This is a genomic window from Rhodococcus sp. 27YEA15 (assembly GCF_049739425.1).
In the GTDB taxonomy this organism is placed as follows: Bacteria; Actinomycetota; Actinomycetes; order Mycobacteriales; family Mycobacteriaceae; genus Rhodococcus_F.
This window is the reverse complement of the sequence record NZ_JBMHHW010000002.1, coordinates 486,544-503,920: the sequence shown is the minus strand read 5'-3', so window position 1 is coordinate 503,920 and position 17,377 is coordinate 486,544. Positions and strand designations below refer to the sequence as shown.

At 59.1% G+C, this 17,377-nt stretch carries 15 protein-coding genes and 2 pseudogenes; 9 read left to right on the top strand and 8 right to left on the bottom strand.

Going from position 1 to position 17,377, the window contains the following annotated elements; translation table 11 throughout:
* Window positions 1–570: 570 nt before the first annotated feature.
* Window positions 571–1,733 (bottom strand): annotated as a pseudogene (locus ABH922_RS27365) (IS630 family transposase).
* Window positions 1,734–2,274: 541 nt separating this feature from the next.
* On the opposite strand from ABH922_RS27365, the gene ABH922_RS27360 reads away from it, so the two are divergent.
* Window positions 2,275–3,390 (top strand): IS630 family transposase, encoded by a 1,116-nt coding sequence (locus ABH922_RS27360; protein ID WP_424810312.1) that lies wholly within the window; start codon window positions 2,275–2,277, stop codon window positions 3,388–3,390.
* A 126-nt stretch (window positions 3,391–3,516) separates the two neighbouring features.
* Here the strand turns inward: ABH922_RS27360 and ABH922_RS27355 are convergent, their stop codons facing one another.
* Entirely contained in the window at window positions 3,517–5,790 is a 2,274-nt protein-coding gene (locus ABH922_RS27355; RefSeq protein ID WP_424810169.1) for a cytochrome P450, read from the bottom strand.
* 193 nt (window positions 5,791–5,983) lie between these two features.
* On the opposite strand from ABH922_RS27355, the gene ABH922_RS27350 reads away from it, so the two are divergent.
* The 5 genes from ABH922_RS27350 to ABH922_RS27330 all read left to right on the top strand — a co-directional run bounded on the left by ABH922_RS27350 (window position 5,984) and on the right by ABH922_RS27330 (window position 9,232).
* Complete coding sequence (locus ABH922_RS27350) at window positions 5,984–6,415, top strand: hypothetical protein (RefSeq protein WP_424810168.1); 432 nt, start codon at window positions 5,984–5,986, stop codon at window positions 6,413–6,415.
* A 278-nt stretch (window positions 6,416–6,693) separates the two neighbouring features.
* Complete coding sequence (locus tag ABH922_RS27345; protein WP_424810167.1) at window positions 6,694–7,761, top strand: IS110 family transposase; 1,068 nt, start codon at window positions 6,694–6,696, stop codon at window positions 7,759–7,761.
* Between the two features lie 346 nt (window positions 7,762–8,107).
* The gene (locus tag ABH922_RS27340; protein WP_424810166.1) at window positions 8,108–8,350 is read left to right on the top strand and encodes a hypothetical protein; all 243 of its coding nucleotides are present in this window, start codon (window positions 8,108–8,110) and stop codon (window positions 8,348–8,350) included.
* A gap of 199 nt (window positions 8,351–8,549) precedes the next feature.
* Window positions 8,550–8,822: a hypothetical protein gene (locus ABH922_RS27335; RefSeq protein WP_424810165.1), complete on the top strand. Its 273-nt coding sequence runs from the start codon at window positions 8,550–8,552 to the stop codon at window positions 8,820–8,822.
* On the top strand, window positions 8,765–9,232 hold the full coding sequence (locus ABH922_RS27330) for an integrase core domain-containing protein (RefSeq protein ID WP_424810164.1): 468 nt from the start codon (window positions 8,765–8,767) through the stop codon (window positions 9,230–9,232). Before ABH922_RS27335 ends, ABH922_RS27330 begins: the two co-directional genes overlap by 58 nt.
* 101 nt (window positions 9,233–9,333) lie before the next feature.
* On the opposite strand, the gene ABH922_RS27325 is transcribed toward ABH922_RS27330, so the two are convergent.
* Window positions 9,334–10,089 (bottom strand): PDR/VanB family oxidoreductase, encoded by a 756-nt coding sequence (locus ABH922_RS27325; protein ID WP_424810163.1) that lies wholly within the window; start codon window positions 10,087–10,089, stop codon window positions 9,334–9,336.
* Between the two features lie 319 nt (window positions 10,090–10,408).
* Window positions 10,409–11,683, bottom strand: coding sequence for a cytochrome P450 (locus tag ABH922_RS27320; RefSeq protein ID WP_424810162.1), 1,275 nt, complete (start codon window positions 11,681–11,683; stop codon window positions 10,409–10,411).
* 613 nt (window positions 11,684–12,296) lie between these two features.
* On the opposite strand from ABH922_RS27320, the gene ABH922_RS27315 reads away from it, so the two are divergent.
* Complete coding sequence (locus ABH922_RS27315) at window positions 12,297–12,551, top strand: hypothetical protein (RefSeq protein ID WP_424810161.1); 255 nt, start codon at window positions 12,297–12,299, stop codon at window positions 12,549–12,551.
* 11 nt (window positions 12,552–12,562) lie between these two features.
* Here ABH922_RS27315 and ABH922_RS27310 read toward each other — a convergent pair whose 3' ends face one another.
* The 3 genes from ABH922_RS27310 to ABH922_RS27300 are packed head-to-tail and all read right to left on the bottom strand — an operon-like array spanning window position 12,563 to window position 15,649.
* The gene (locus ABH922_RS27310) at window positions 12,563–13,504 is read right to left on the bottom strand and encodes an LLM class F420-dependent oxidoreductase (RefSeq protein WP_424810160.1); all 942 of its coding nucleotides are present in this window, start codon (window positions 13,502–13,504) and stop codon (window positions 12,563–12,565) included.
* Window positions 13,505–13,508: 4 nt separating this feature from the next.
* Window positions 13,509–14,354 carry a hypothetical protein gene (locus ABH922_RS27305; RefSeq protein WP_424810159.1) on the bottom strand — a complete coding sequence of 282 codons (846 nt, stop codon included), beginning with the start codon at window positions 14,352–14,354 and terminating at the stop codon, window positions 13,509–13,511.
* Between the two features lie 32 nt (window positions 14,355–14,386).
* Window positions 14,387–15,649 (bottom strand): amidohydrolase family protein, encoded by a 1,263-nt coding sequence (locus ABH922_RS27300; protein WP_424810157.1) that lies wholly within the window; start codon window positions 15,647–15,649, stop codon window positions 14,387–14,389.
* A gap of 438 nt (window positions 15,650–16,087) precedes the next feature.
* On the opposite strand from ABH922_RS27300, the gene ABH922_RS27295 reads away from it, so the two are divergent.
* Window positions 16,088–16,555 (top strand): hypothetical protein, encoded by a 468-nt coding sequence (locus tag ABH922_RS27295; RefSeq protein WP_424810156.1) that lies wholly within the window; start codon window positions 16,088–16,090, stop codon window positions 16,553–16,555.
* A gap of 21 nt (window positions 16,556–16,576) precedes the next feature.
* On the opposite strand, the gene ABH922_RS27290 is transcribed toward ABH922_RS27295, so the two are convergent.
* A complete protein-coding gene (locus ABH922_RS27290) occupies window positions 16,577–17,065 on the bottom strand; it encodes a MarR family transcriptional regulator (RefSeq protein ID WP_424810155.1) in 489 nt (162 codons plus the stop codon).
* A gap of 117 nt (window positions 17,066–17,182) precedes the next feature.
* Here ABH922_RS27290 and ABH922_RS27285 point away from each other — a divergent pair.
* Window positions 17,183–17,368, top strand: a pseudogene (locus ABH922_RS27285) (hypothetical protein); the annotation flags it as partial.
* Window positions 17,369–17,377 lie beyond the last annotated feature (9 nt).

Below are 17,377 nucleotides of genomic sequence, written 5' to 3'. Positions count from 1 at the left end.
TTTTCCTGTGGCCACAACTTCAGTGCCGCCGTCACAAAACGATTCTCACCACGGAGGATTCACCCGGAGCCTCGGCCCGACATCCGAAAATGCGGTGAAACTCCGTTCTGGTCGAGGAGCGCGCGGATTCACTCGAGGCCAGACAACTGCAGTCGACATCCATGTCACCTGCAATACGCCGCACCACTACATCACGTATCCGCCCGAAAGCCGAGACGCGATTCTACGATTGCAATCCGTCTAGCGCGTCCGCGAATTCCGCAGGGCCCCTTAGCCCGACCGTCTCGAAGTTTGTTACTCGGAGTAACCTCGACCGTCACCAGCATGACGATCCATCTGAGAACCAACGCATTTCGTTGCATCTCCCCAAGTCCGCATCGACGACACCGGCCGGCATACCGGCTTCGAGAACGAGATTGTGCGAAACGGTACCAGCATACGTACCCGACCTTCGGCCACACTTTCCCAGCCGAGCCGAACGTCGCCTGAACTGGCTCAAGGCTCGTCGACCGCCTGCAAGTCATAACATCTCGACGAGACACACCTAGCTCATCGTCGAGTACACAGATTCTAGTGTCCTACGTCTGAGATTCGTTCGATATATTTTGCGAGTGAATTGAGGATTTCGTCCGCAGTTTTGGTCCAGGCAAAGGGTTTCGGATTCTCGTTCCAATCGGCGATCCATTCCCGCACGTCCTTCTCCAGTGACGCGACGGAGGTGTGCACTCCACGGCGGAGCAGTTGATCGGTGAGATACCCGAACCACCGCTCGACCTGATTGATCCACGAGGACCCGGTCGGGTAGGGGTCCCTCCCGCTCGCGGGGGAGAAATGAATATGGAACCGTGGATGTTTCGCCAACCAGTCCCGTACGGTGACGGTTTTGTGGGTCGCGAGATTGTCACAGACCAACTGCACATCGAGTTCGGTCGGGACCATTTTGTCGATCGCGACCAGAAACTGCTTGAATTCGACGGCCCGATGCCGGCGGTGCAGTGCGGAAATGACAGTACCGTCGGCGATATCGAACGCTGCGACTCCCCCGAGCACTACGTGCAGGGAGGTACCCCCCAAGCTCATGACATCGGAACGGACTTCAGTCGTGGCTGCGCCGCTCAGGCATACCGGCCATCATCAGCAGCACCGGTTGGGACCGATCGAGAGCTTGCATTCCGGATTTCTCGTCCACACACGGCACGACCGCATGCTCGGGCGGATTGTGGTACAGGCCAACGACATCGACGACTTTGTCGACGAACTGCGGGTGCGTGGAGAGTGTGAAACCGTCGGTGAGGTGCGGTTTCAGCTCGAACTTGCGCCAGATCCGTCCGATCGTCGATGTCGAGAGCCCGGTCTTCTCCGCCATCGACGTTCGTGACCAGTGCGTCGCCTGGGGCGGTGATTGTTCGAGAGTGCTGGTGATGACGTCTTCGACCCGGTCGAGCAGGATCGACGGCGGGCGGCCGGGCCGTGGTTCGTCGGTCAAACCTTCGAGGCGTTTGTCGATGAACCGAGAACGCCACTTGGTGACGGTGCTCGGGGTGACCCGCAGGTCGTCGGCGACCTGCTTGTTCGACGCGCCCGGCTGCGCGCACGCCAAACACGATCTTCGCCCGCAGCGCCAATACTTGCGATGTTTTGGCCCGCCGCGACCACTGCGTCAACTGTTCGCGTTCTCCATCGGAGAGTTCGAGTCCGGTTTTCGGGCGGCCAGGCCGGGGTTTGTCGGTCAACCCGGCCAATCGGTCCTGCGTGAACCGCCGCCGCCACGCATTCACTGTCATCCGCGAGACACCCACCTCGGATACAACATCGTCGTACACCACACCAGGCTCACTGCACGCCAGAATGATTCGAGCCCCAAACCACCATCCGAGACGACCCCTGCGACCACGTGAGCAGTTGAAACCGTTCACTATCAGTCAGCACGAACTCAGGCTCGGAACGCTCAACGCGCACCACCCTCGTATCGTAACAATTTATACAGTGAATTTCAGGCGCAGGACACTAGTGTCCTGCGTTAGAAATTACACCAATTAGTTTATAATCTGTTTCATGTCGCATCGTGGACCTTCGGCTGTTGAAATCACGTTGTCCGTGGCTGAACGTGCCGAGCTGACGCGCAGGGTCGAATCGGGTGGCCGGCGGCAGGCGGAGCGGGCGCGCATCGTGTTGGCCTGCGCCGAAGGTGCGTCGAACGCGGGTGTTGCACGCGAACTCGATCTCACGGTAGCGACATGGCGGCGAAAGTTCGCCGCCGAGCGGCTCGAGGGACTGGCCGATGCCGGGCGAAGTGGGCGCCCGAAGGCGGAATTGGTGTTGAGCGAGGACGAACGAACGCAGCTGACGTCGTGGGCGAGGAGAGCGAAAACCGCTCAGTACCTTGCGATGCGGGCAACGATCGTACTGCGCTGCGCCGAAGGCGGGACGAACAAGCAGGCGGCGGCCGATCTCGGTGTCGACGAGTCGACCGTGAACCGGTGGCGTCAGCGTTTCATTACACACCGGCTCGACGGGTTGGTCGACGAGCCCCGGTCAGGCCGGCCGCCGTCGATCCTGCTCGATCAGGTCGAGGACGTGATCATCGCGACCTTGGAGTCGACGCCCAGCAAGGACACCCACTGGTCCCGGACGTCGATGGCTGCGCACACCGGACTGTCCAAATCAACGATCGGGCGGATCTGGCGCAAGTTCGATCTCAAACCGCACCTGCAGGACTCGTTCAAGCTGTCCACCGACCCGCTGTTCGTCGAGAAAGTGGTCGATGTTGTTGGCTTGTACCACAATCCACCTGAGAAGGCGATCGTGCTCTGCGTCGATGAGAAGTCTCAGATCCAAGCCCTCGACAGGTCACAACCGATCCTGCCGATCGTGCCCGGCACTCCCGAACGGCGCACCCACGATTATCTTCGTCACGGTATTACCAGCCTCTTCGCGGCATTCAACATCGCCGACGGCACCGTCATTTCCGCACTGCACCGTAGGCATCGAGCCGTCGAGTTCCGCAAGTTCCTGATCACCATCGACAAAGCCGTACCCCGTGACCTCGACGTGCACCTGGTGTGCGACAACTACGCCACCCACAACACCGCCGAGATCAAGGCATGGTTGGCCAGGCATCCCCGCTTCCATATTCACTTCACCCCAACAGGTTCGAGTTGGATGAATCAAGTCGAACGCTGGTTCGGACTGCTCACCGACAAGCTCATCCGCCGCGGTGTCCATACCTCGGTCAAAGCCCTCGAAGGCGAGATCACCGAGTGGATCGATACCTGGAACGACAATCCGCGTCCTTTCCGCTGGACCAAGACCGCTGACGAGATCCTCAGATCCCTCGCCGACTACCTCGCCAAGTTCAACCCAACCACGACGAAAACAATCAATAACTAACATGCTTAATTTCTAACGCAGAACACTAGTAGCACTGGCTCACCGTCCGGTCACACTGGATTCGAAGTCATCGGAACCATTGACCGCGGCCATCAGTCCGTGCGTCGAACGATCCACCGACGGGGTTCACCACGAAACCGGAAGCCCCGCCAACGTGTGGTGAAATTGCGAGTCACCCGACCGGACCTCTCCCGCTAGTCGAAGTTGCGGCAAGCGGTCCAAGATGGCGGTCAGCATCTGCGCCGATTCCAGCCGAGCCAAAGCATGTCCAAGGCAGTAATGAGACCCGAACCCGAACGAGATGTAGTCGTTGGGCTGACGGCGGATATCGAACCGTTCCGGATCCATAAACATCAGGGGGTCGCGGTTGGCTGCCGCCAACGACACCATGACCGTGTCGCCCTTAGGAATGGAAATACCTTCCACCACTACATCTTTGACAGCTACTCGTGCCTGCGGGAATTGCGCAGGGCTCTCGCAGCGCAGCATCTCGTCGATAGCTCCTCCCAGGAGTGCTCGATCGGCCTTGAGGTCCTCGAACTGCTCCGGATTGAGCAAGAGCCGATGAATCCCGTTACTGACGAAGTTCGAAGTAGTCTCGTAACCGGCAAAGATCAATTCGAATGTTATGGCGACGAGTTCCCTTTCGCTGAGTCTGCCGTCCTCTGCGCCCTCCGCTTCGATGAGATTCGTGAGCAGATCGTCCCCCGGACTCGAACGACGCTCTGCGATACGGTCCCGGACGTACGCGGCGACCTCCAATGCACTCTCGTTGGCCCCGTCGATGAACAGCGAGATGTCCGTACCGGCGGGAGGAGCCGTCATCGTAGAAGACCACTTCGTGAACAGCGCCAGATCGCCGTGACGGACGCCAAGCAACTCCGTGATGATGTGCTCGACAACCGGATAGGCGAAGTCGTGCAAGAGGTCCATCTGTCCGGCGGGTTCGAGTCGGTCGAGAACCTCGTCCGCAATCTCCCGAATTCGGCTCTCCCAGCGCAGTACGCCTCCTCGTGTGAATGCCTTCGATACCAGTCGACGCAACCGCGTGTGCTCTGTTCCGTCGTTGTACAACATCCGTGAAGTGAAGATCGCCCGCGCCTCCGGATGGTCAACCAGTACATGTTTGAGGGCCGCTTCCCTGCGGCTCAGCAGTGCATCGTTGCGCAACACTTCACGGGCACCCGCATAGGTCGACACCAGCCACACCCCTGAATCGGACCGGACAACTGGCGCTTGCGCTCGCAAGTCGGCAAGAAACTCATACGGGTTGCGGCGCGCCGTCGGATCGCTGAGGAAGCGTCCTACACGAGTAGCGAGATCGACTGCGACAGAGGAAGAGTCCGGTTTCGGTTGTTGGTGGACGTCCGGCGTGGGCGCAACCCTGTCCACTTGCACGCGCTCACGATAGATACGCATTCGAAAATCGTTGTATTCCGATACTGCGTCCGGAATGAGCGATCCTGACGCCGACGTGATCGGTTCCCAGTTATTGCGGATCGCCGCCAGATCGAATTCATCAGGGCTCGGATGTTGATAGCCGTAAGCCGCGGACATGAACACCATTCGCATACTGCCGGCAGTGGCAGCGAAGAACTTCCCGTTCGCATCGCATTCCTCGTGCGCGAGCCAACATGCGGCCGGGGCTACCATCGCCGGAGTGCGGGCCACGCTCTCCACCCGCCGATAGCCCGAATCGACCGATGCGTTCGAACGCGTCATCGCTCCGGGGAGCAGACCATTGACGAAAATTCCAAGAGGAGCGCCTTCGGTTGCCAAAATCCGCGTGAGCCCGGCAAGTCCACCTTTCGCCGCCCCATACGCAGACAATCCTGGACTGCTCACCAACACTCCGTCGATCGAACAGACGTTGACTATGCGTCCATATCCGCGTTTCTTGAAATGCGGCCACGCGGCACGAGAAATGTTGAAGGAACCTCCGACACTGACTTCAAATGCGGCTAGCAAATCCTTCATTGTTTGCTGTTCGAACGGCGCATACGGCACGACCGCCGCATTGTTGACGACCGCATCGATATGACCGAAGTGGTTGAGCGCGTCCTCGACAACAGTGGCAGCAGTATCCTCTACTGAAACATCAGCAGAGCTTGCTACAGCGCGCCCTCCCATAGCCACAATCTCGTCGGCGACCGACTGAGCCACGCCGAGGTCGAGTCGGTCCCTGCCGAATTCCAGCTCTGAGAGCCCGGCATACCGCTCTGCATCTGTCGAAACTCCGATGTCGTTGACCACGACAGCTGCTCCCAGACTGCCGAACAACAGTGCGAACTCACGCCCAAGGCCGCGTCCAGCTCCTGTGACAACGACGACCCTGCCGTCGAAACGCACCTCGGCATTGCTCCTGCAACCCAAATCAGTCGTGCCACTTCGATGACCCATGTGAGCTCCTCGCTAAATCCTCGACGTCAGATCAGACTGCGACCCCTGGGCGGTAAGTGCCTGCAGACCCAAAGTGACGACACCGTTCTTGATTTCGAACGCGACGCTACATAAGAATATGATCTAAGTCAACGATTATGTTGAAATTATACGGGATTGTTCTCAGAGAATATTTTTCGTTAAATAACTTTAAATGATGCGCGAACCAGAAGAAACAGAGCAACCACGCTCAAGTCATATTCAACATCAGTGTTGTTCGTTTTTCGGAGCGGACATGGGCTTCGATGAGGGACCACGTGACTTCGTTGACAAATCCGATCCTCGAGTGACCGCTGACCTGCCGTATCGCAATCGCCGAGCCGAGTCCGTCAGTCCGCATTTTGGTCACAGCCTTTGCCTCGACATCGACTTCGCAAGAGTCAAGATCGACTATCGTGCCGACCCATTCGCACGAATCTGTCCAGAAACCGCCGACAAACTATCGCCAGCTACACCAATAGCTGGGCGACACAAGCGCATCAGCCCCGGCCCAGTCAGCATTGAAGAAATCGCTATTACCCGAAACTTCGACAGCACGATGATGATTGACAAATTCGATACCCGTCCAGAACTGAATCGCGTGTAAGCGTTTGCAGTGGCCGGCCCGGGGCTGGCTGACAGGATAGGTGTCGTCGCTGCAACGCCGTGTGACTCATGAATCGCTCTGCTCCTGTTCGGATGCACTGGCCGGGGTTTGTCCACTCTGTTGTGGCGGCGACGCCGGTCATGCTTCGGCGGCTTGATCAGAAGCCTGCCCGACCCCGTTGCCGCGAGGTCGTGGCCCATTACAGGCCTGCCTCGAAGTGCTCTTTTCCGGGCCGACGCCGACAACGACGTCGGCCATCGGAAAGGACATCCGTCGCTATGCCTATCGTCGCAGATAACTACGAGATCGTCATCGGTGTAGATACCCACGCTGCCGCCCATGCGCTGTGTGTTGTGGCCGCTGTAACCGGTGCTGTGCAGGACAAAGCGAGTTTTCCAGCAAGTCCAACGGGTCTTGATCGGGCCCGCACGTGGATCGCACACAGAGCAGGTCAACAAGCCGTCCTCGTCGTCATCGAAGGCATCGGCTCCTACGGCGCCGGACTCTCCGACCGCGTTCTTGCGGCGGGATTCCCGGTAGCCGAACCCTCCGTGATGGGTTCGGCAGATCGGAGAGGAGTCGGTAAGACTGACGATCTTGACGCCGCCCGCATCGCCCGGTCAGTTCTGTCCGTCGACGTCGATCGACTGCGCCGACCGCGTGCGGACGGATCGCGAGTGGCGATGCGCGTTCTCGTGGTCGCGCGCGAGCAGATGACGTGCGAACGGATGCGCGCGGTCAATGCGTTGACGGCTTTGGTTCGCACTGTCAAACTTGGTGTAGATGCACGAAAATCGTTGGCATACAGTCAAGTAAAGGAGATCGTCACGTGGCGATCTCGGCCCGAGGGCGCCACCACTGCGACGCGCCGAGCAGAGGCCGTGCGACTAGCCAAGAGGATTCGTGCGCTCGACTCGGAGCTGATTAACAATCGAAAGTCTCTCGAAGCATTGGTCAAGACCAATGCGCCAGAACTGACTGCCGCGGTCGGGGTCGGCGCAGTGGTTGCAGCGACTGTCCTGATCGCGTGGTCACATGCAGGTCGGGTGCGCTCCAAGGCTGCGTTCGCTTCACTCGCCGGGACCTGCCCGGTCCCGGCTTCATCAGGTAACACGGTGCGCTGCAGGCTCAATCGCGGCGGTGACCGCCGTCTGAACAGAGCACTGACCACCATCGTCATCGTGAGGATGCGAGTTGATCCCCAAACTCGCGCCTATGTCGAACGTCGACGAACCGAAGGCCACACAACCAAGGAGATCATGCGATCCCTCAAGCGTTACGTCACCCGGCAGCTGTTCCGGACACTTGCCACTGCACACCCAATCTTGGTGTCTTTACAGATATAGAAGCATCTGACTTTTGTTCCGTTCTTCTAGTAAGGATGGAGCATCATGAACAGGAAGTATTCGCCGGGGATGCGTGAGCGTGCGTTGAGGATGCTCGCAGAGTCCGGGCCGGACCACTCGACGACGATGAGCGCGATCCGTCACGTCGCTGGGATGAGCCCGGAGACGCTGCGGTTGTGGCAACGCCGCTACGAGGTCGATGCCGGTGTGAAGCCTGGGTCACGACCGAAGCGGCGGCGGAAATCAAGCGCCTACAGAAGGAGGTCTCGGAGTTGCGGAAGGCGAACGAGATCGTCAAGGCTGCGAGTAACTTTTTCGCGAAGGAGCTCGACCACCCCTTGACGAGATGATCCGGTTCATCACCGAACACCGCGATCGTTTCGGGGTCGAGCTCATCTGCCAGGTCCTGCGACCGGCAGTGAGAGGATTCCTCACCTCTCGGGGCTTCCGCGCCGCGGTGAACCGCACCCTGTCGGCGAGGCACTTGCAGGACAATCTGCTGGTGCCGGAGATCGTTCACCCGCATGCGGAGAACTATGTCATCTACGGGCGCCGGAAGATGCATGCGCTGATGCGAGGGCAAGGTTGAGATGTTGGGCGGGATCAGACCGAGCGCCTCATGCGGATTGCTGGTGTTCGCGGGGTGCGCAAGTCGAAACGGATATTTACAACGAAGTCCGATCCCGCTCTGCAGAGGCCGACGGACCTCGTCAATCGCCGGTTCACCGCTGACGGTCCTCGCCGACTCTGGGTCGCCGCCTCTGGGTCGCTGACTCTGGGTCGCCGACGTGACCTATGTCGCGACGTGGTTCGGGTTCGCTTACCTCGCGTTCGCCACTGACGTCTACTCGCGTCGCATCGTCGGATGGAACGTTGCAGCAACTCTGAAGGCAGAGATCCTGCCGATGCAGGCGCTCGATTTGGCCGCGTGGGACGCCGACGACGATCTGACTGGTCTGACGCATCATTCGGACCACGGCTCGAACCTGGCAACTATATGGCGATGGTCTATACCGACCGGATTGTCGAACTCGGTGCGATTCCATCCACAGGAACGGTAGGTGACAGTTTCGATAACGCGATGGCGGAGGCAGTGAACAACCTCTACAAGACTGAACTGATCCGTCGGCGAGGCCCCTTGCGGACCGTTGAGCAGGTCGAGCTCGCGACTGTCGAATACGTGTGGTGGTGGAACAACCAGCGCCTGCACGGGGAGCTCGACATGCGCACCCCATGTGAAGTCGAAACGGCGTACTACGCTGGCCTCGAATCAGCCCAACCAGCACCCGCCGGACAAGTCTCACCACAGGAACGAAGGTCAAACCGATTCAATCACTCGCCCTACACCGTGTTTGACAAAACAGTCTTAGTACCAGCCGATTTCGACCAGAATGTGAGTTACCAAGCCATGGCCAAGATGGCCTCACGGGAATACTCCCGTGAGGAGTGCATCTCGGCAAGGTGCTTCTGAGTGAGTGCAACCAGTTGATCCTCGTCGCTGCCGACAAGAACCTCACCACACGGACAATTGAGATGCGTCTTCATTGGTTCTCCTCGTACTACAGGATCGGTTCACAACTCGAGAACAAGTCGCGAGGACTTGGAACGGCCCACACAGATCAGCATGGTCCCCTCCTCGTCATGTTCCTCGTCTGACATCAGGGTTCCCCGATGATCGGGCTCCCCTTCGAGCACAACGGACTCGCAACTCCCGCAATAGCCCTCGGTACAGGAAAAGGGGATGTCAGCTCGAACATCTTGAATGACTTCGAGGAGGCTCTTGTCCTTGGGGACCTGGAGAGTCACTCCGGAGGAACGGAGTTCGACTTCGAACGCCGTGTCACTGTCGGTGGCTACGTCAGGCCCGCCTGCCGGAGCTTCGAAACGCTCGAAGTGAAGACGTTCGGACACCCCGGCTTCTGCGCACGCCGTGGTCAATGCTTCGAGCAATGGACCAGGACCACAGCAGTAGACGCTCGCGTCCGTCGAGAGATTCTCGACGATCGACGAGATATCCAGCAATCCGTCTTCATTCTGAGGGACGATGCTGACATTCTCACCACCGAGTGCCACGAGTTCGTCGACGAACGCCATGTGTGCGAGATCGCGACCACCGTAGTGGAGATGCCATTTCGCACCACGAATCCTCACCTCGTCGACCATCGCCTTGATCGGAGTGATCCCGATTCCACCGGCAATCAGCACGAACTCCGATGACTCCGCCAGTTTGAAATGGTTACGCGGCTTCGAGGAACTGAACTCCGACCCTTCTCGGAGCTCACGGAAGACCTCTTCCGATCCTCCACGCCCGTTAGGTTCACGCAACACGCAAATAGAATACGTGTGCAGGTCGTCCCGATCACCGCAGAGGGAGTATTGCCGTGTCAGCCCCGATGGGAGACGAATGTCCAGGTGAGCGCCAGGTTCCCATGCCGGTAACGCCTCACCGAGAGTGCTCTCCAATTCCAGTAAGAGCGCTTCCGTCGCGATTTCAGCTCTACGCCGCACGCGAAGCGTAATTTGATCCTTGTTCTGTGACATCTCTGATTCCTTGTCCTTCACCGTTGGTCCAGGTGCTCAACTGTGAAAGCTCGTCGTCGCGCCCTACTCGCTGATCTACACCTCGGTGACAGCCGGTTGAGTCCTCCTAGAGCGGCATCACGACGTCGTAACGGACGTAGCGCACGCCGCCCTCCATGGTTGTCTCAACTTGCTGCACTACATCGGGATCAGGTCGTATGCCGTGCTCGAGTTGCAGTCGCAGCATCTTGGCCAAAAGACCTTGAGCGTCGTTCTCGCCCTGCTCCCAGATCAGGATCGGGCGGCCGAGGCACATGTGCGGGCCACCACCGAAGGCCATCCCGAAACCGGTGACCTTGTCGACGAGCGGTTGACGGCGAGGGTTGTACTCGTCGACGGCATCACCGAAGACAAGCTCGTCACGGTCTGCCCTGCCGACCCACGCCTTCACCCACTGGCCGGCACGAAACTGTTGCCCATTGCCTAGCGAGGCATCCTCCTTCGCCTTCCGAACCAAGTACGGGCGCGTCACCCGGTGCAGCCGAAGCGTCTCGGACATGCACTTGTTCAGGAACGCTCGGTCCCGGATCTTCTCCCGGTCCTCTGGATGTGTCTCGAGCCACGGCAGAACGTCGTCGAGTCCGTAGACAGAAAAAATCACCGGGTTGTTGACTGCGGCAGCCAGGAGTTCGGTCATCTCGCGAAAGATCACCGAGTCGTCGATGTCGTCCAGGTCGTCCTGGACCGCGATCATGCTGGTGATCAGGTCTCCCGGCAGCGCAGTCTTCTTGGCGGCGTCGTCACCGGCCTCACGCACCAGTTCGAGTCGACGCCGAAAACTTGGCAGGTAGGCTTCTTCACGGATCTGAGCCATCGCCTCACGCGCCCGGTCCCGGGCTTGGTCGCGCTGTGCGGGCGGAACGTAGTCGAGAACGATTCCGCCGACCAGGTGACCGGAGACCGCACGGAATCGCTCGATCTCCTCCTCGGTCTCGATCTGGTCGATTCCGATCATCTGGGCCATCAGTCGCCAGTAAACTCGTGAGGAGAAGTCGAAGAGATTGAACCGAATCTCGGTGGCGCCCGGCAACGCCTTTTCTTTCTCCAGTCGCAAGTAGTATCCGAAGATCTCGTCGAACGCCGTTCCCTCTGCCCCCCAAGGCATCTTCGGACTGAGCATCCGCGCCATCGCCTTGCGCCGGTTGAGATGGGCACGGCCGTCGATTGCGATCAGCGATCCCTCGACGAACTCCAGGGAGTCCTCATAGGAGCCTTCCATGCCGAAGGAGCGACTCCGGAGCATCTCCTCGACGTCTCGGTAGCTACTCAGATCGACACCCGAGTCGCGGTCGAAACCGATCGGCGGGTGACCCGCGGGAAGCTCCGTCGCCTGGTTCGTCATGTCGATCAACCTCATTCGTGAGTCACGGTCGCTGTCACAGCGGAATACGGTAGGAAGCAAACCGCTCCCACCCTCCATACCCAATACTCACCGTAGCCTCGTCATCTCATACTGTCAACGCTAATGTTGACTATTTCGCACCACGTTCCAAATCGCACGACCTACAAACTCATGTATGCGCGCACGCCGCGTATGGCAATTTCATCAACATAACTGTTGCAAAAAATTCGGAGAATAACTCACCTTAGACGCTGGGGCCGGTCCGCGTGAGCCTACCGTGATGGCCGAATGTTCGTGACGCACTGCGGTTCGCCGAGGGACCACCCCCGGTCAAACCTGCTCGGAATCAGCAGCGACGCTCGGTGCGTCGATTCAGCCACGATGGTAATCCGCAGTCCATCGTGAGATACCGGGGATCACTGGTCACGCAGATTTTGCGGCCATCGAGTGATGGCGATATCGCTGCCGCGCTATCACCACTCGCCTTCACTACGATTGCAAAATTGAATCGGCAAACCACGGCGAACGGTAGCCCTTCATGCCTAAGCAGAGGGTGCGGCCGCATTTCGGTAGTACGAATTCGACAGCGAGGGCAAGTATTGAGAATGACTGCATGACGCTACTCCATCTGCGAATCGATGGATGTAGTGTCAGCTATGGAATCATTGCCTTGATCCCGCGAGTAGAGCATTCCAACCATGGCACCGCCCTGCTGCTGAAGAACAACCAGTATGATTTAGGCACAACCGATCTCACCGGCAGCAGCGTTCTAATTCACCGCGCAACAGAAGCAATAGAGGCGGCTCCCGGAAGTGTCTCGGTACATGTTCTTTCGAACGCCGTTTTCGGGATACCTGTCAGCCGGTGAGTTCCCCGCAGTTAGTCCTTCGAACCCGCGAGGAATGCCTCCCTGGTTGCTTCCAAAGCACTCAGATGCTCATTGACGTCGGTCTTACGCTTGGGCCGCTCCGAAGAACCAGGAACCGGCACCGCCGCAGTCCGAATATTAAGATGCGTTGCGCCCTGGTCACGCCATGCGGCGATATCCGATACCAACTCCTCGCCGCTCCGATTTCCTTGCTGCACGGTCCCAATCAGGGTCATCTGATCGCGCCTGCCGAGCTCGTCGACCCTCTCCCAAAAGCGGGCACATCGATCCATCGAGTTCTGGGCGCTCTGCGTCAGGAACCAGCCGTCGCCGTGAGTCGCCGCACGCTCGAGAGCAGGAACGGAGTCGCCTCCAATGATCAACGGAATCGGCCGCTGCACCGGCATCGGGCAAAGTCCGACCGCCTTGAGGTGATCGAATTCGCCGGTGAAGAACACCGATTCCTCGGTCCAAAGTCGGCGTAAAACCTCGATCTGCTCATCGAATCGGCGTCCACGAGTCTTGTAATCGGCACCCAGGACGGCGTACTCCGCATCGTTCCAGCCGACACCTACGCCCAGCCGGATACGTCCACCACTGAGAACGTCGGCAATTGCCGCTTGCTTCGCGATGAGCGCGGTCGGTCGCTGCGGTGCCACCAGGACACCACTGGTCAGCATGATCCGACTGGTGGCGGCCGCCAGGAATCCCATCACCACGAACGGCTCGAAAAACGGATTGGTGTGCTCGTAGATCGGCCTTCCCTTCTTCATGGTCGTGGGATTCAGTGGCTTCCAGTCAGGACGCTGATCAGCGTTGATTCCGACAACGTGCTCGGGGATGAAGAGCTCGTCATAGTCGATCGACTCTAGTCCGTTCGCCCAGTCCCGCAGCACCGCAGGATCGGTGCCGAGGTCCTGGGTCGGATAAGTCGCTCCGAACTTGATGCTCATGTCATCACCCCAACGTGATCTTGGCGTCGGGGGACGGGAAACGCACCAGCAGTAGCTCGCCGCCTTCGACACCTGCCAGTTCGAGCTCCTCACCGGGTGCGATCCAAACACCGGTGAGCGGACCGAAGGTCTCTTCACCCCGCGAGTACGAACCCTTGGTGGTGAACAGTAGTGTCGGACGTCGGTCCGGCTGGAGCGAAAGAACGCCGTCGGCCGACCAGGTCAGAAGCTCTGCCTCGGTGTCGTTCTCGGTGAAGCAGCCCAGACGTCGCTGATGGATGGAGTCCAGTTCGTCGGTAACACCGAACGCCGACGGGGTCATCACGACCGGCTGCCGATAGCGTGAAGTCTGGGGCACGTAGGGACGTTTGAAGACCTGCTCCCAGATCGCGTTCAGTGGGTCCTTGTTGTACGGCGTTCCGGCAGTGTCTACGCCGTGGTAGATGCCGTCCTTGAACTCGCCGGCCGCCTCAAGTTCTGCGACGGCCTTGTCGTTTGCTTCTTTGGTGACGAAGTTGTCACCCCACTGGGCGATAAGGATGATCGCATCGGCGCACTTCTGCGGACCGTAATAGGCGTTCGCCGGGAAGTACCCTACGTCGCCTTCGTTCAACACGGTGAACCCGAGGTCCATAGATCCGCGGACCGCGAAGCGGAGCTGCTCGAAGTCGTGGCGGTGCCGGATCGAGGTATAGGCGCGGTCTCCTTCGGAGAACAGCTCGATCCGCACGTCGTAGGCGACGCCGTCAGTCTGCTCCGCCGCGCGAATGACCTTCCGATAGATGTCTCCACCGCGGGTGTTCGGTACGATGAGATCCCAGGTGAGCTTGTCAGTCTCGATAATCTCCATTGATGTATACCTCTCTGCAAGAACGGAATCGGTCAGCCGTGGATGAGGGGACGATGCAAATCACCACGGAACTGCGGCTCAACCTCCGGCGCCGTCAACACCTCATCCAAATCCAACCCCGACCGCTCCACCACCGGCCCCAACGCCGCCACATCAAACCCGTACAACTGCGCAGCATTCCCATACAACATCCGCTCAGCCTCCGCAGGCGCCACACCCTCAGCACCAAACGTCGCCTGCAAATAACGCAACGTCCCATGACGCCACGCACCCTCACTATGCGGAAAATCAATACCAATCATCATCTTGTCCACACCAATCTCCCCACGCGCACCAATCTCCGCACGAGAAAAAATCGACGAACCCAAAAACCCCTGACGCGCCCAATACTCACTCGGACGCATCTTCACCACATCCCGAATATCCCGCTTCAACTCAGAATTCGTCCACGAATGATCCATCCGCGCCAACGCACCCAACACCCAATCCGAATGCGTCTCCGTGAACACCACCTTCAAACCAGGAAAACGCTCCAACACCCCACCAAAAATCAACGACGGCAACAAACCACGAATCCCCGTGAACACATCAGAACCAACCAACGCACGACCAGACGTCGCCGTCGGCGCACCCACATACGTCGGAATACTATTCGCAATCGCCACATGAAAATTCGCGACCAGACCCAACTCCTCCATCACCGCCCACACCGGATCGTACTCAGCCTGATAAATCCGAGCCGTATCCTCCACCGCCGGAATCGCCACCCCACCACAACCCAACCGCGCCGCAGCCCGAATCTCCTCCACCGCAGCACCCAAATCATGAAAACTCACCGCAGCCATACCAATCCACCGCTCCGGAGCCACCGAACGAAAATCAGCCAACCACCGGTTATACGCCCGAAAACCCGCAGACAACTGCTCCACACTCGCCGGAGCCAACCCCATCGCCATCGCCCGCGTCGGCGAACTCATCATGAACGGCGTCGCGAACTCCTGAAACAACACCTCCGCCGAAATCCCCTCACGATCCAACTCCACAATCCGCCGCTCCGGATCCCACATCGAATCCAAACGACCAGGCTCGGCAACCTTCTCCAACCACTCAGCCGCCGCCTCCGGATCCAACCGAGCATTCACATTCTCGGCATCAACGGTCACCACACCATACTTCTCGTACTGCACCAAGAACTCGTCAAAATCCGCACGAAACTCAACATCCAAATACGGACGATAATCAGCCATCCGAGCAGCCACATGACCATCAGACGAAATCACCGGAACACGACTCACAGCAACCAACTCCCAAACAAGCGACGGACCACCTGAAACGTTCGGCGGGGACGACCCAGGGCCGCCACCTGCGGCCAGGCTAACTCACGTCGTCATCTTCGTCAACGATAACGTTGATTATATTCTCACGGTCGAACCGAGCCACGCAAAGTATTCAGCCCACGAAATGTGCCGTCCCCAGTGCAGAGAGCCTCCCACTGAGATAGCCCGCCCCGGTCACTCGACGCCGCGCGCGAATCAGTCCCCGAAGCCCACTCGACTCGCACTCCATACAACATGAACGTTGAACATTTGCGTGGCTCCTGTAATACTCAGGCATCCTGAAGATCTCGAACCTCGAGGCTTCGCAGAACCGAACCGGGCGACCGCACGCTGTGACAGGCATAGATGCCGCACGGCGCGACCCTCGGAGCTCGTACGCACCGAAAGGAGATACTAATGAGCAGGCTCACCGCCCAAACCCGAGCGACTGCCACCGGCTCAACAGGCCAGGCCTCACCCTGCCGGTCTTCGGTCCCCGCGTGGCGTCAGGACGTCACCTCGGAAGAGGTCCCCGCCGGCTTGATCGCCCGCCTCACCTCCAAGTTGTCGGAAGCGTTTACCGAGGCAGGCATCGGCCCGGTTCACGTCTCCCACTCCGGGACTAAGGTTTTGGTGGAATTCCCCGAGTCCGACTTCCTGTTAGTCGTACACCGGGGAGATATCACCGGATTGTTTGACACCACTGTGATTGCCTGTGTGCGCGCCCCCGCCCCCGATCTCTCGACCTGGTGGTCGCAGTGGAAGCTCGAAGGTGACATGTCCTCGATCGCCGAACTGCACTTCAGCGAGCTCGTTCTGAACCGCCGCAAGTTGTTGGACATGCTCGAGGAGCACCAGCGTGAAAACGGTGAGACCATCGTCTGACTCCCGTAGACGGCTGGACACTCATCCCTGTCGCGCAACCCTCAGTTGGCTTTCGTCGGCCAACTTGTTGATCAACTCGGCAGCCTCACCTAGCAGACGGATCTGCGCCGGATCTGCAGAGACAGCGATCGCCTGCGCCAGCCAGCTCTCGCGTACGGTCCTCAGATCCCGTGCCACTTTACGACCATGTGCAGTCGGTGTGATCTGCATTCGCCTGCGATCGTTGACATCCTGGGCCGATTCCACCAAACCTGCCTTGGTCAACACCCGCACGGTGTCGGTCATCGACTGCGGGCGGACGTGTTCAGCCGCAGCCAGTTCGGTCACGGTGCTGCTGCCCTCCTCGATGATCCTGGTCAGCGTCAGCAGCTGCGTCCACGACCATCCACCAGCCAGATCGGCGGACTCACGCCGCAGACGCGCGCGCAGCCGGACCATGGACCCGGCCAAGGCAGAGGCAACCTCGGCCGACTCAGAGTTCTTCGAGCTCGCACCACCGTCAATCCACATCTCAACCCCTTGCAGGCTCGTGCATCGCATTTACGACTACACCGCCAACCAACCGTCTGGCGAGCGCCAGATAGGCACTGCCGCTTGACTCGAAAACCACTTTCACGGACAACCTTAATGAGTCCGGAGACAACCTTAGCGATATCGCAGTTGTCGTCCCAACCATCAGTCGAAAGGACTCCGATGGACATCGACCTCGCACTTGCTCTCATACGCTTCACACTCGGCGCGACGCTCATCGCCCATGGCCTCAACAAAGCCATAGGCCCCGGCGGGTTCACCGGCACGACAAAATGGTTCGAGACACTAGGC

What these genes read in the sequence shown, in the direction of transcription:
- ABH922_RS27310 (WP_424810160.1), bottom strand. Translation starts at nt 13,504, where the DNA reads ATGAGCATCAAGTTCGGAGCGACTTATCCGACCCAGGACCTCGGCACC.
- ABH922_RS27340 (WP_424810166.1), top strand. Translation starts at nt 8,108, where the DNA reads ATGATCCGGTTCATCACCGAACACCGCGATCGTTTCGGGGTCGAGCTC.
- ABH922_RS27345 (WP_424810167.1), top strand. Translation starts at nt 6,694, where the DNA reads ATGCCTATCGTCGCAGATAACTACGAGATCGTCATCGGTGTAGATACC.
- ABH922_RS27355 (WP_424810169.1), bottom strand. Translation starts at nt 5,790, where the DNA reads ATGGGTCATCGAAGTGGCACGACTGATTTGGGTTGCAGGAGCAATGCC.
- ABH922_RS27330 (WP_424810164.1), top strand. Translation starts at nt 8,765, where the DNA reads ATGGTCTATACCGACCGGATTGTCGAACTCGGTGCGATTCCATCCACA.
- ABH922_RS27320 (WP_424810162.1), bottom strand. Translation starts at nt 11,683, where the DNA reads ATGACGAACCAGGCGACGGAGCTTCCCGCGGGTCACCCGCCGATCGGT.
- ABH922_RS27315 (WP_424810161.1), top strand. Translation starts at nt 12,297, where the DNA reads ATGACGCTACTCCATCTGCGAATCGATGGATGTAGTGTCAGCTATGGA.
- ABH922_RS27305 (WP_424810159.1), bottom strand. Translation starts at nt 14,354, where the DNA reads ATGGAGATTATCGAGACTGACAAGCTCACCTGGGATCTCATCGTACCG.
- ABH922_RS27290 (WP_424810155.1), bottom strand. Translation starts at nt 17,065, where the DNA reads ATGTGGATTGACGGTGGTGCGAGCTCGAAGAACTCTGAGTCGGCCGAG.
- ABH922_RS27295 (WP_424810156.1), top strand. Translation starts at nt 16,088, where the DNA reads ATGAGCAGGCTCACCGCCCAAACCCGAGCGACTGCCACCGGCTCAACA.
- ABH922_RS27350 (WP_424810168.1), top strand. Translation starts at nt 5,984, where the DNA reads ATGATGCGCGAACCAGAAGAAACAGAGCAACCACGCTCAAGTCATATT.